Source organism: Actinomycetota bacterium, from assembly GCA_030774015.1.
Classification (GTDB): Bacteria; Actinomycetota; UBA4738; order UBA4738; family JACQTL01; genus JALYLZ01.
On record JALYLZ010000044.1, the window covers coordinates 1 to 12431 of the forward strand.

At 72.0% G+C, this 12431-nt stretch carries 15 protein-coding genes; 7 read left to right on the plus strand and 8 right to left on the minus strand.

Annotated features, from left to right (window positions below; genetic code table 11):
- Positions 1–121: 121 nt before the first annotated feature.
- From M3Q23_04545 to M3Q23_04555, 3 genes are read right to left on the minus strand one after another with little or no spacing between them, the layout of a single operon-like run.
- Positions 122–796 carry a DUF3090 domain-containing protein gene (locus M3Q23_04545; GenBank protein ID MDP9341381.1) on the minus strand — a complete coding sequence of 225 codons (675 nt, stop codon included), beginning with the start codon at positions 794–796 and terminating at the stop codon, positions 122–124.
- A gap of 5 nt (positions 797–801) precedes the next feature.
- Complete coding sequence (locus M3Q23_04550) at positions 802–1464, minus strand: MSMEG_4193 family putative phosphomutase (GenBank protein MDP9341382.1); 663 nt, start codon at positions 1462–1464, stop codon at positions 802–804.
- Between the two features lie 39 nt (positions 1465–1503).
- A complete protein-coding gene (locus M3Q23_04555) occupies positions 1504–2613 on the minus strand; it encodes an ATP-binding protein (protein MDP9341383.1) in 1110 nt (369 codons plus the stop codon).
- A gap of 128 nt (positions 2614–2741) precedes the next feature.
- Here M3Q23_04555 and M3Q23_04560 point away from each other — a divergent pair, with 128 nt between their 5' ends.
- The gene (locus M3Q23_04560) at positions 2742–3053 is read left to right on the plus strand and encodes a hypothetical protein (GenBank protein MDP9341384.1); all 312 of its coding nucleotides are present in this window, start codon (positions 2742–2744) and stop codon (positions 3051–3053) included.
- 7 nt (positions 3054–3060) lie between these two features.
- On the opposite strand, the gene M3Q23_04565 is transcribed toward M3Q23_04560, so the two are convergent.
- The gene (locus tag M3Q23_04565) at positions 3061–3927 is read right to left on the minus strand and encodes an undecaprenyl-diphosphate phosphatase (protein ID MDP9341385.1); all 867 of its coding nucleotides are present in this window, start codon (positions 3925–3927) and stop codon (positions 3061–3063) included.
- A gap of 205 nt (positions 3928–4132) precedes the next feature.
- On the opposite strand from M3Q23_04565, the gene M3Q23_04570 reads away from it, so the two are divergent.
- The 4 genes from M3Q23_04570 to M3Q23_04585 all read left to right on the plus strand — a co-directional run bounded on the left by M3Q23_04570 (position 4133) and on the right by M3Q23_04585 (position 6743).
- Entirely contained in the window at positions 4133–4663 is a 531-nt protein-coding gene (locus tag M3Q23_04570; GenBank protein ID MDP9341386.1) for a chromate resistance protein ChrB, read from the plus strand.
- Positions 4664–4686: 23 nt separating this feature from the next.
- Complete coding sequence (locus tag M3Q23_04575; protein MDP9341387.1) at positions 4687–4884, plus strand: hypothetical protein; 198 nt, start codon at positions 4687–4689, stop codon at positions 4882–4884.
- 39 nt (positions 4885–4923) lie between these two features.
- A complete protein-coding gene (locus M3Q23_04580) occupies positions 4924–5337 on the plus strand; it encodes a DUF1232 domain-containing protein (GenBank protein MDP9341388.1) in 414 nt (137 codons plus the stop codon).
- A 71-nt stretch (positions 5338–5408) separates the two neighbouring features.
- Positions 5409–6743: a bifunctional DedA family/phosphatase PAP2 family protein gene (locus tag M3Q23_04585; GenBank protein MDP9341389.1), complete on the plus strand. Its 1335-nt coding sequence runs from the start codon at positions 5409–5411 to the stop codon at positions 6741–6743.
- A 70-nt stretch (positions 6744–6813) separates the two neighbouring features.
- Here the strand turns inward: M3Q23_04585 and M3Q23_04590 are convergent, their stop codons facing one another.
- Together M3Q23_04590 and M3Q23_04595 are read right to left on the minus strand one after the other, a co-directional pair.
- On the minus strand, positions 6814–7770 hold the full coding sequence (locus M3Q23_04590) for an ROK family protein (protein MDP9341390.1): 957 nt from the start codon (positions 7768–7770) through the stop codon (positions 6814–6816).
- Positions 7771–7842: 72 nt separating this feature from the next.
- Positions 7843–8145, minus strand: coding sequence for an antibiotic biosynthesis monooxygenase (locus M3Q23_04595; GenBank protein ID MDP9341391.1), 303 nt, complete (start codon positions 8143–8145; stop codon positions 7843–7845).
- A gap of 177 nt (positions 8146–8322) precedes the next feature.
- Between M3Q23_04595 and M3Q23_04600 the strand changes: the two genes are divergently transcribed.
- On the plus strand, positions 8323–9003 hold the full coding sequence (locus tag M3Q23_04600; protein ID MDP9341392.1) for a hypothetical protein: 681 nt from the start codon (positions 8323–8325) through the stop codon (positions 9001–9003).
- 50 nt (positions 9004–9053) lie between these two features.
- On the opposite strand, the gene M3Q23_04605 is transcribed toward M3Q23_04600, so the two are convergent.
- Both M3Q23_04605 and M3Q23_04610 read right to left on the minus strand, forming a co-directional pair.
- Complete coding sequence (locus M3Q23_04605) at positions 9054–9896, minus strand: alpha/beta hydrolase (protein ID MDP9341393.1); 843 nt, start codon at positions 9894–9896, stop codon at positions 9054–9056.
- Positions 9897–9996: 100 nt separating this feature from the next.
- On the minus strand, positions 9997–10398 hold the full coding sequence (locus tag M3Q23_04610; GenBank protein ID MDP9341394.1) for an NUDIX hydrolase: 402 nt from the start codon (positions 10396–10398) through the stop codon (positions 9997–9999).
- 44 nt (positions 10399–10442) lie between these two features.
- Here M3Q23_04610 and M3Q23_04615 point away from each other — a divergent pair, with 44 nt between their 5' ends.
- Positions 10443–12197 (plus strand): CHAD domain-containing protein, encoded by a 1755-nt coding sequence (locus M3Q23_04615; protein MDP9341395.1) that lies wholly within the window; start codon positions 10443–10445, stop codon positions 12195–12197.
- The last annotated feature ends 234 nt before the right edge of the window (positions 12198–12431 follow it).

Here is a 12431-nt window from a genome sequence, read left to right on the forward strand (position 1 = left end):
TGTGGCACTGCCTCCGAAAGGGCCTTCTGTACGACGAGACCGTCCACGTCGCAAACCGCAACCGGGCGCTCGGACGAGTCCCGAGGGCCGCCTGACCCGCCGGTGGTTGACAAAGGGTGTCTCATCCCTGGCCGAGCGCCCCGTGGCCGTTCATTGCCGGGCAGACGTGGCCTTCCGGGTCGATGGGGTTCCCACAGAACTGGCAGGTGGGCCGGCCCCGGGCGCACACCAGGGCGCCGTGCCGGGAGAGCGAGAGCATCTGTTCGCGGGTGGCCCACAGGCGGAGGCGGTCGGGCTCCGGCTCCGGCTCGGGTGGGCCGACGACGTCCTCTTCCTCCTCCTCCTCGCCCTCTTCGTCGTCCTCATCCTCATCCTCATCCTCGTCGGGCAGGAGCTCCTCGATCTCCAGCAGCAGGAGGTCGCGCTCCTCCTGGTAGCCGATGGACAGGCGTCCGGCCCGCCACATCGGCTCGACGGGGTCCTCCAGCTCCATCGCTTCCTCGGGCGGTCCGGGGCCGGTCTCCTTGCCCACCCGCGCCAGGATCTCCAGGATCGAGGAGGCCAGCAGCTGCACCTGCTGCTTCTCCACCAGCACCGTGGCCAGGGTGGTGCCCTGCCGAGCCTGGATGTAGAAGCTTCGCTGTCCCGGCGGCCCCACGGCCTCGGCCGTGATGCGATCGACCGGATCGAGCTCCACGGGCTCCACGGGCTCCACCGGCTCCACGGGCTCCACCGGCTCCTCGGGCTCCACCGGCTCCTCGGGCTCATCGGGGTCCACGGGCTCATCGGGGTCCACGGGCTCTATCCTCCCACCTTCCGGATGCCCCCCTCCCTGCGAGGCGGAGGCTTCCGCGGCGGCGCGAGGTCGCGGAGGCCGCCGGTGTCGTTCATCCGGAGGATGCGGGGGACGCCTTCTCCGGCCGCCACCACGGACACGGAGGCCGGCGACACGACCAGCCGCTGGAACAGGTCGACGTGCATCCCGGCGTAGTGGGCCAGCAGCAGCCGGATGACGTCCCCGTGCGAGACCAGCGCGACCACCGACTTCGGGTGGGCGGCAGCGATGGTCGCTGCCTGCCGCACCGCACGCTGCTGCACCTCCAGCAGCGTCTCGCCGCCCGGGAACCGCACCGCCGAAGGGGTGGACTGGACCGAGCGCCACAGCTTGGTCCGGGACAGCTGGGCCAGGGTTCGCCCCGTCCAGTCCCCGTACCGAACTTCACCGATGTCCTCGGTCTCGCGGACCTCCAGCCGGCGCGCGGTGGCCAGGGGCTCCGCCGTCTCGCGGCACCGTTCCAGCGGGCTCGAGTAGAGCGCGGAGATCCGGACCGGGGCCAGGCGCTCCACCAGCTCCTGGGCCTGCTCGCGGCCGCGTTCCGAGAGGTGGACGTCGGGGGTCCAGCCGCTCAGGCGCTTGCCGGTGGCGTCGGTCAGCGCGTGGCGTACGAGCAGGAGGATGGGCATGAGGTCGTTCGGAATCGTAGCTCCGGGTGCGAAGCGTGGTCAGTCCGGGGCCAGTGGGAAGCGAACGATGAACGTCGATCCCGCCCCCAGGACGCTCCGGACGTCCACCGTGCCGCCGTGGGACTCCGCCACGTGGCGCACGATGGACAGTCCCAGGCCGGTTCCGCCGGTGGCCCGGGACCGGGCCGGGTCCACGCGGTAGAAGCGCTCGAAGACCCGGTCCAGGTCGCGGGAGGCGATGCCGATGCCCGTGTCGGTCACCCGCAGCTCGGCGCGGCCGTCGCGAGCCCGTACCATCACGCGGACCTCCCCTCCTTCCGGGCTGTACTGGATCGCGTTGTCCAGCAGGTTGTGCACGAGCAGCCCGAGGTCGCTGTCCGAGCCCAGGATCCGCACGCCGGGCTCCGTGTCGACCACCAGGCGCAGGTTGGCCCCGTCCGTCCTGGGGCGGAGCCGCTCGGCCTCCTCGGCCACCACCCGTGCCAGGTCCACCGGTGACCGGTCGGGGAGCCCGCCCTCCAGCCGGGACAGGTCCAAGAGGTCCGTGACCAGGCGGGACAGCCGCCGGGCCTCGTGCTCCACGCGAGCGGCGAACCGCTCCATGGCCGCGGGGTCCTCCGCGGCGGCGTCCTGCATGGTCTCGGCCAGCGCCAGGATCGAGGCCACCGGGGTCTTCAGCTCGTGCGACGCGTTGGCCACGAAGTCCCGGCGAACCCGCTCCACCAGCCGGGCCGCGGTGACGTCCCTGGCCACCAGCACGACGCCGCCCTCGCCGCCGGTCGGAACCGCCGTGGCCTGGATGAGCAGGCCGCCCGTCTCGAGCTCCGCCTCGGCGGGGGAGCCGTCGCTCGCGGCGCGCTGGGCCGCCTCGCGCAGGGAGGCCGGAGTGAGCTCGTCGAGGGTGTCGAACCGCCGCCCCAGCAGGCTCCTGGCCGCGGGGTTCGCGTAGACCACCAGCCCGTCGGGGGCGAAGAGCACGATCCCGTTGGGAAGGGCCGCCAGCACCGCCTCCCGGGCCCCCACCATCCGCTCGAGGTCGGCGGCCCGGGCCCGCTCCTCCTCCAGGGCCCGGCGCGCGGCCTCCCGCTCGGCCCGGCGCCGGCTCAGGAAGGCCACGCCGGCCACCGGCATGCGGAAGGTCGCGTGCACATCGAGGTATCCACCCCGCTCTCAGTGTAGGACCGCGCCTCCGGCAGACCCCGGAGGTTCTCCGGACGTTCATCTCCCGTTTCGCGTGGCGACGCCTCACCGGAAGGTCGCCTCGATACGGTGCAGGCGTGAATGCGACAGGGATCCGGCCGGCCGGGCTCGAGCCGGTGGACTGCCCCGAGTGCCGGTCTGCCGGCTCCGTGTACCGGGACTTCTGCGAGGTCTGCTACGCGGACTTCGCCGATCGTGACGCGGACGCTGAGCCGCTCCGGTTCACCGAGGTGATGGACGAGATCCGGAGGGCCGCCGACCTCGCCGCCGGAGGTTCCCGGTCGGGGCCGGACTTCGCTGCCGCGTGCCGGCGCCTGGAGCGGCTGCTGATGGCCCTCCGCAACCAATTCCTGGAAGACGTGGTGCTGGGCCTGCCCGGAACGGTCTGAGTCCGCTCTAGAAGACTGCGAAGCGGACGATCAGCACCGCCCCCAGCACCAGGCAGTAGATGCCGAACGGGGTCAGCGTCTGGACCTCGAAGTACCGCACCAGGAACTTCACCGAGAAGTAGGCGGTCACCCCTGCGACGATCCCGCCCACCAGGGCCTTCGTCCTGATCCCGTCGCCCAGCGGGCCGAGCAGGTCCGGAAGCTTGTAGACGCCGGCCGCCAGGATGATCGGCGTCGCCAGCAGGAACGAGAACCGCGCCGCGTCCTCGTGGTCCAGCCCCCGGACCAGGCCGGCCACCATGGTGATGCCGGACCGGCTGATGCCGGCCAGCAGGGCGAACACCTGGGAGACGCCGATCACGCCGGCCTCCCGGAACTCCAGGGTGTCCAGGCGCCGGAAGTCCGACCCCTCGTACGTCCCGTGCCGCACGGCCACGGCCTTGACCTCCGCCCGCTTCCGGACGCGTTCCCCGGCCAGCAGGATCACGCCGTTGACCAGCAGGAACACCGACGCCGCCAGCGGTTTCGCGAAGACCACGCGGAACAGGTGCTCGAAGATCACCCCGCTGATGCCCGCCGGGACGGTGGCCACGACGAGCAGCCAGGCCATGCGCTCGTCCGGGGTGTCGATCCGCCGCTTCCCGAGGGTGCGGAAGAACCCACCGATGATCTTGATCCACTCCCGCCGGAAGAACAGCAGCAGCGCCAGCGCGGTCCCCACGTGCAGCGCCACCAGGAAGGCCAGGAAGAACGACTCCGGCCGGGACTGGGCCCTGGCCAGGCCGTGCCACCCCGGGATCAGCGAGGGGATGACGACGGAGTGGCCCAGGCTGGACACGGGGAACAGCTCGGTGACGCCCTGGAGGACGCCCATGACGATCGACTGCACCCACGTGAGCACTCGAGCCTCCGTTCCACGAGTCGCGCGACGCTACCAGCGAGGCGGCCGGGACAACAAGCGTCATGCGGCGGTGGCGGGGGCGACCACTCACGTTGTCTCCGCCGGCCGCAAGGAGGCTCGATGCCCCCGAGGCCTTGGACCGTTGCGTGTAACTCGTGCTACAGTTCAGAATGTAACGATGGAATGGCTGATCATCTCGTACCGATTGCCCGCTGAGCCTTCGAGGCATCGGGTCGCCGTGTGGCGGGAGCTTCGCCGGCTGGGCGCGGTTCCCCTCCAGCAGGCCACGTGGGCGGTTCCGTCCCGGCCGGTGTTCGCCGAGGGCGTGCAACACGCCGTGGCCCTCGTGGAACGGGCGGAGGGCGAGGTCGTGCTCCTTCGCGGGGCACCATTCGACGACACGCACGCGGCCCGGCTCGAGCGGCTGTTCACGGAGGCTCGGGAGGCGGAGTGGATCGAGTTCCTGTCCGATTGCGACAAGCTCGATCGGGAGATCACCGGCGAGATCGGGAAGGAGAAGTTCACCCCCGCGGAGCTCGACGAGGAGGAGCAGAGCCTGGAGCGGCTTCGCCGGTGGTACCGGGAGATCCGGGCGAAGGACGTGTTCCAGGCGCCGTCGGCGGAGCTCGCCGAGCGACGCCTCAAGGCATGCGCCGAAACGCTGGAGGAGTTCGCCGACCGTGTCTACGAAGCAGGAGGAGCACCATGAGCGGATCGAAGAGTGAGCGATCGATGCCATCTGAGGAGCGCCTCACCTGGGCCGCGGCTTGGGCGCGGCTCCGCGCCGGCGCCCTGGAGGCGGCGGAAGGGGCGATGGCCGAGGTTCCGGCCACGCTGAGGCGGCTCCGTGTGGCCCTGCTGGTCACAGCCGTCACGGTGCCGGTGTTCCTCGTCGGCCTGCTGGTCGTCCTGTGGCACGTGGCGTCCTAGACGCAGCGTCGGTCCCGTGAGGGCCAGGAAGGGTGCGCCATGGTGCACGGCCTGATCGTCGCCCTCCTGGGGGCGATCGCGCTTTGGGTCTTCCTGGTCGTCGGCCTGGTGGTGGCCGGGAAGCGGACGGCCGCGCGCGAGCTTGCCACCCTCCTGCCCAACTTGGTGATCCTGTTCCGTGGCCTCCTCCGTGACCCGCGATGCCCTCGGCGCTCGAAGGCGCTGCTGGTGTTCGCCGCCGCGTGGATCGTGTCGCCGATCGACCTCATTCCGGAGTTCATCCCATTCCTCGGGCCGCTGGACGACGCCGTCGTGGCAGCCCTGGTGTTGCGGCATGTCCTGAAATCGACCGGCCCTGAGGTCATCCGCGACCACTGGCGTGGCGACCCCGCCACGCTCGACCGGCTGCTCCGACTGTCCAGGCGCCGGACGGCGCAGCGGGACCCGGGGTGACCCCACCGGCTCCGATCGCGAGCATCCTGCATGAACTGCTTTCACTCCGCGGCTGGGGTGCGCTCGCGCTGGTGTTCGCCCTCCCGGCCCTCGAGGCCTCGGCCTTCGTGGGGTTCGTCTTCCCCGGGGAGATCGCGGTGTTCCTGGGAGGCGTGCTCGCCTACCAGGGCCGCGTGGCCCTGTGGGGAGCCATCGTGGCGGCGATCCTGGGCGCCGTGATCGGCGACTCCATCGGGTTCGAGATGGGCCGGAGGTGGGGCCACGCCATCCTCCGGGGAACCCTCGGGAGGCTGCCCCTCATCGGGCGTCACGTGGACAGGACCCTCGAGCGTGCGAACGCCTACCTCGAGCGCCGAGGACCGCACGCCGTGGTGCTGGGGCGGTTCACGGCGGGACTCCGGGTCATGGTGCCGGGGCTCGCCGGGATGTCGAGGATGCCGTACCCGAGGTTCCTGCTCTTCAACGCCCTGGGGGGGACGCTCTGGGCCACGAGCTTCGTCCTCCTGGGGTTCTTCGCGGGTGCGGCGTGGCGGCAGGTCGAGTCCGTCGCCAGCAAGGCCGGGCTCGTCCTGCTGGCCCTCGTCGTGGTGGGGCTCGTCGTGGGTCGGCTGATCCGCGAGCGTGAGGCGGTCCGCCGGTTGGCCCAACGGCTCGCCGAGCGTCCGCCACTGGCCTGGACCCGCACGCGGTTTCCCCGGCAGGTGGCCTGGGTCAGGCTGCGGCTGGATCCCCGCGCGCCCCGAGGGTTCCCCCTGACCATGGCGCTGACCGCCGGCGCGCTGTGCGCATGGGGGTTCGGGGCCCTGACCCAGGACGTGGTGGGGCACGACGACAGCTCGCGCTGGGACCCTCACGTGGAGTCCTTCGTCCTCGCTCACAGGGCCGGGGCGCTCACGGCGATGATGAAGGCCGTGACCTGGCTCGGTTCGACTGCCGTCCTCATCCCGATGGTCGCGCTTGTCGGAGGCTACTTCCTCCTCAGGAGAAAGGACTGGAGGCCCCTGGCCAAACTGGCGGTCGCACTGGCCGGGGCCGTCGTCCTGGCCGACATCGTGAAGCCGCTGGTGGGTCGGCCCCGGCCGCCGGCCAGGTTCGGCCTCGGGTACAGCTTCAACGGATGGGCCTTCCCCTCCGGGCATGCCACCCAGGCCCTGGCGGTGTGGGGGATGCTGGCCGTGATCCTGGTTGGGGTGGCCAACCGGCACCGTGCCCTGGTGGTGGCCACGGCGGCCTCGATCGTCCTTCTGGTCGGGGCATCGCGCGTGTACCTCGGAGCGCACTGGCTGACGGACGTCCTCGGCGGCTATGCGCTTGGAGGGCTCTGGCTGTGCATCGTCGTGACGGCCCTCGTCGCGGGCAGGGCCGAGCCGCGAGACACGGAGGTCCGGCTACCCCGCGCGGCATGAGGGGATGCCTGCCGGCGGGCGGGTCACGCTGTTCTTCGGACCCCCCGATCAGCTCGGCCGTGTCGGTCTCTCAGCCGCCGGCCCGGACGGCCGCTCCCACCGCACCGGACAGGTCGCCCAGCTCCGTGCCGAGGACGGCCGGCGGGCGGTCCGAGACGAACAGGTGCGGGTACATGGCCTCGGCCACCCCCGCCACGAAGGGCTGGCCCAGCCGGTCGCCCAGCCCTCCCCCCACGATGATGGCCTCGAGGTCCAGCACGTTCTGGGCCGACGCCAGGGCGATCCCCAGCGCCCACACGGCCTCGTCCACCAGCCGCCGCGCCATCCGGTCCTTCTCCTTCAGCGCAGCGGCGATCACGCCGCTGGTCAGCCGGTCGGCGCCCTTGTCCTTCATGACGTCGAACAGGACGGTCTTGTGGCCGCGGTCCTGCCACCGCCGCGCCGTCCGCTCCATCGAGCCCCGGCCGGCGTAGGCCTCCAGGCAGCCCCGCCGCCCGCACCCGCATCGCCGCCCGCCGTCCTGGACGACGGTGTGCCCGATCTCACCGGCCCCGCCGCGGCCCTCCCGGAGCTTGCCGCCCAGGATGAGCCCGCCGCCCACCCCGGTCCCCACGAACACGCCCAGGAAGTCCCGGTACGGACGCCCCGCTCCCCGGCGGAACTCGCCGAGGACCGCGACCCGGACGTCGTTGTCGAGTGTCACCGGAACCCCCCGGAGCCGGCGGGACACGAGCGGGCCGAGCCTGACCCGTTCCCGGAACCCGGGCAGGTTCGGGGAGTTGGAGACCGCGCCCGCTTCACCGTCGATCTCGCCCGGTGACCCGATGCCCACCCCGCCCAGGTCCGTCGCAGGGGCGCCGGCCTGCTTCAGCGCGTCCCGGATGGTGCCCACGATCGCCGTCACCACGTCCGCCGGCCCGGTCTGGGGCGTCGGGACCCGAGTGCTGCCCGCGACGGTCCGGGACCGGAGCAGCGCGGTCTGGATCTTGGTCCCCCCGAGGTCGACGCCCGCCGTGAGCTGGGCCATGGACAGAATGGTAGCCGTGAGCGGCGGCGGCCACGCCACGGCGCAGAGCTCGGCGGACGGCGGGGGTCACCGCTATTCGGGCGAGACGTGGTAATGAGCCACGGTCTCGTCCCGCTCGATGAGGTATCGGTCGTCCTCCGGATAGAAGACGGCGCGGTCGATCTCGTCCCCGGCGAACCCCCGCACGGCCTCCTCCGATTCCCAGAAGGAGAGAGTCACGAACTCGGCCCGGCCGCCGGCGGCCCGCCACAGGACCCACGCGCCCAGGTTGCCCGGCGTCTCCCGGTACTCCCTGAGCCCGGTCCCTCGCAGGTACTCCACGTAGGCTTCGGCGTCACGCTCGTGCGTGGCTCCCCGCCAGATCCTCGCGATCATCCTGTTCTCCTCGGCATCCTCCCGGCGCGGCCCTCCAGCCCAGCTCGATCCGGGACCCTACGCCGCGTTGGGATGGTTCGTGATAGGGACCGGGCCACCCTCGCCATGGCCTGGTCCACTCATTCCGCGGGAATCCGGTGCTAGGTTCGACCTGACTTCACGAGGAGGCAGGTCGCCATGACCGACGAGCCACCCACCACGAATGGTGGGACGAACATCGACCCGCGGCCAGCCGCGGTCACGTTCATCACCACGGAGCACTTCACGCTCCAGGGCGCTCGCTCCGCCACGATCGCCGAGTCGACCGGCCGGGCGACCATGTTTCTTTCATTCGTGAGCGCCGGCCTGGTCGCACTCGGCCTGATGGCGACGGCCGTCCGGCTCGGCACCGCCTTCTACGCCTTCGCGCTCGTCCTCCTTCCCACGTTGGCCTTCGTGGGGCTCGTGACCTTCGAGCGCGTCCTGCAGTCGGGAATCGAGGACCAGGGGTACGCGCGACGGATCGCCAGGCTCCGCGCCTACTACTTCGATCACGAACCGGAGATCACCCCCTACCTGCTCAGCGTTCCCCCCGCCGAGCGGCTCCATGTCCAGGGGTTGTGGAGTGGGAGCTGGCAGGGGTTCCGGACGGTCGCCGGCATGGTCGCCGTGGTCACGTGCGTGCTCGCCGGCGCCGCGGCAGGGCTGGCGGCTGCCCTCGCCGCCGGCCACTCGCTGGCCCTCGCCCTGGCGGCGGGAGTGCTGTTCGCCGCCGGCGCGCTGACCGTGCTGATGAGATACCAGTCTTCCGTCTGGCAGCGGGCCAGCACGGCACCGCTGTTCGTCGAAGGTGGAGCCTCGGGCAAGCAGCCAGCCTGAGGCCCCTCGACGGACGCGTGATCCCGTGAAACTGGCCGCTTGGAGACCGGCTACACGAAGCGCTTGATGAACCCCAGCGCGGTGTCGGCGACCTCTCGCCATCCGCCGTCGATCGTGAGCGCATGTCCCCGGTTGGGGATCTTCACGATCTCCGTGACGCCGTCGTTGCGCTGCTCGCGCTTGTAGGACGCGTTGGAGATCGACCACGGGACGGTGTGATCGAGCTCGCCGGAGATGATCAGCATCGGACCGCGCTCCGGATTCTTCGTGTCGACCTTGGCCTCGGTCCACGGGTTCAGGTTGGCGGCGGCGGCCTGGAAGAGTGGCTCTCCGGGGGTGGGCACGGCGAACTTCTCGTAGAGCTGCTTCGCCTCGTCCTCGGTCACGGCGTTGGCGAACGCATAGCGGAACTGGTCGTACGTGAGCGGGACCGCGCGGCGGCGGTTGGCGGGGTTGCGGAGGACCGGGGACGCCGACCTGAGCGCGGAGATCGGCAGGGGCAGCACGCCTCGGAACGGCGCAGGGGAAATGGCCACCGAGGCAGCCGCCAGACCGCGACCGGCCAGGATCTCCGTCAAGAGTCCGCCGAAGGAGTGGCCAATGACCGCGGGCTTCTTGTCGAGACCACGGATCACCTCGTCGAAGTGGTCGGCGACCTGTCCGACCGACTTCTTGGCGAAGACCTCCGGGTGCTCCTTCGCCTCCTGGACGGTCTCCGGGTCGTCGGGCCAGCCGGGCGTGAGGGCCGCGAATCCCGCCCCGTCGAACAGCCTGGCCCACCGGTCCCAGCTGCTGGGCAGGAGCCACAGCCCGTGGACGAACACGACCGGGGTCTTGCCCGAGGCGTTCGCCTTATCGACCTCGGCCTGCTCCTGCTTCGTGACGGTCGTCATACGCCCTCCCCTGCCCGGGTCGCGCCGGATCGCGGCCTCCCCTGGAACGATGAGCCTCGGGCCGGAACCTCGCAAACGCCGAGCCGGTCACTCTCGGGCATCAATCCGTCGCCACGGCCTCCCGGAGCAGGTCGCGGTCGTGCGGATAGGACAGGAGGCCGGCCGCGTCCTTCACGGGCAGCCACCGGAGCTCGTCGACCTCCTCCGTGGGATGGAACGAGCCGCCCTCCGGCGTCATGACCCAGTAGGACACCACCTTGGGGCGGCCCTTTCGGTCTCGGTATCGAGCGCTCGAGAGCCGGCGACCGAGCCGGCACCGCATCCCGGTCTCCTCCTGCACCTCCCGCAGCGCGCCGTCCTCCTCGCTCTCGCCCGGCAGGAGCTTCCCCTTGGGGAGGCTCCAGTCGTCGTAGGCGGGACGGTGCACCAGGGCCACCTCGAGCTGTCCGGACCGATCCGGGCGGAGCACGACGCCGCCCGCGGCCCGGACCGTGCCCTCCATGCGCTGAACCGTAGCCCACGATGCACGGGGCTATGCTCCCCGTCGTGCGGGGAGACCGAGTTCCGGAGGCGAAATCCGGCCGCGAGGTCGAGTGGCAGTTCGACGCGCTCGACGTCCGCCCGGTGGAGCGGTGGCTGGCACCGTACGTCGCCACCGCGACCGCCGGCCTTGCCGGCGACGAGGGTGACGCTGGCGTCTCCGCCGGCAGCCGGGGCGCCGGCCCCGCCAGGTTCACCGTTCGCCCCGAACCGGCCCGCTTCCAGGTGGACGTCTACGCCGACACCGACGACTGGCGCCTGTTCCGGGCCGGTTTCTCGCTCCGTGTCCGCCGGCACGGCCGGGCCGCCGAGGCCACCCTGAAGTCGTTCGCGCCGCCGAAGGACGGGCTCCGGGACCGCAGCGAGCTCAACGAGGCCGTGCCGAACCTCGACCTGGACACCCTCCCCGCGAGCGGGGGCGAGGTCGGGCGGCGGGTCAGGGCGGTGGCCGGCACCCGGCCGCTCCAGCGGATCCTGGAGGTCCGGACCCGGCGGCAGAAGTACGCGCTCGAGGTGGGCGGCCGGGGAGCGGCGGAGATCGCCCTCGACCGGACCAGCATCCGGTCGGCGCCCGGTCAGGAGCCCGCGCGGCTTCGGCGGGTCGAGGTCGAGATGCGGGACGGCGAGCTGGAAACGGTCGAGCCGTTCGTCCGGGCCATGGCCGAGCAGTGCGGCCTCCGCCCCGCGAAGCTGTCCAAGTTCGAGGCCGGGCTCATGGCCCTGGGCCTGGGACCGCCTCCGCCGCCCGACCTGGGCCCAGTCGAGGTGGGTCCGGCCCCCTCCGTCGGCGAGCTGGCCTTCGCGGCACTTCGGCGGCACTTCGGCGCGTTCCTGGAGAACGAGCCCGGGACCAGGCTGGGCGAGGACCCGGACGCGCTGCACGACATGCGGGTGGCCACGCGGAGGATCCGGGCGGCCATCAAGCTGTTCGAGGAGGTCCTGCCGGTCCGGGTGGTCCGAGCCAGGGACGAGCTCCGCTGGGTGGCGGACGCGCTGGGCGCGGTGCGGGACCTCGACGTCCAGCTGGAGCGGCTCCAGGGGTGGATCGACGAGGCGGACCGGGGCGACCGGGAGCCGCTGGCCGCGCTGCGCGGGGTCCTGGAGTCCGAGCGGGAGGAAGCCCGCGCGGTGTTGCTCGAGGTGCTGGACTCGGCCCGGTACCGGCGCCTGGTGACCGGCCTCATCGGGCTGCTTCGGCGGGGACCGCTCCGCACGTCACCGGCGTCGCGGGTGCCCGCCGTGGTGGTGGCGCCGGAGCTGGCGGCGGCGCGCTACCGCAAGGTGCGGAAGGCCGCGCGCCGGCTGAAGGGCGACCCCGCCCCGGAGGACTTCCACCGCGTCCGTATCCGGGGCAAGCGCTTTCGCTACACGCTCGAGTTCCTGTCCGAGCTGTACGGGGACGAGCCCGGGCCGCTGATCAAGCGGCTGGAGAAGCTTCAGGACCACCTGGGTCTCCTCCAGGACGCCGTGGTGGCGGTGGCCCGGCTGCGAGGCCTGGCCGTCCGAGAGGACCTCTCGCCCACGACCGTCTTCGCCATGGGGCAGGTGGCCGAGCGGTACCGGCGGCAGGCCGCCGACCTCCAGAAGCGTGCGCCGAAGGTCTACCGGCAGGTGCTGGGAAAGCGCTGGAAGGAGCTCCACAAGACCATGGAGCGGGTTCGCGCCGCGTCCGGGTGGAGCGACCGCCGGCCGGTGCTCCGGCCGGTCGAGCCGGCTCCCACGCCCGCGATCGTCCCCGCCGCCACCGGCGGATCGGCCTGAGGCCTGAAGCCCGGAGGGGAGCCGGCCCTGACCCTCATCCTGGTCCGCCACGCGGCGGCGTTCCCCGAGGATCTGTCCCGGTGGCCGGACGACAGCCGGCGACCGCTGACCCCCGAGGGGGAGCGCCGGTTCCGCGAGGCCGCCCGGGGGTTCGGCCCGCTGACGCCGCCGCCCGGCGTCGTCCTGGCCAGCCCATTCTCCCGAGCCTGGCGGACCGCGGAGATCCTCCAGGAG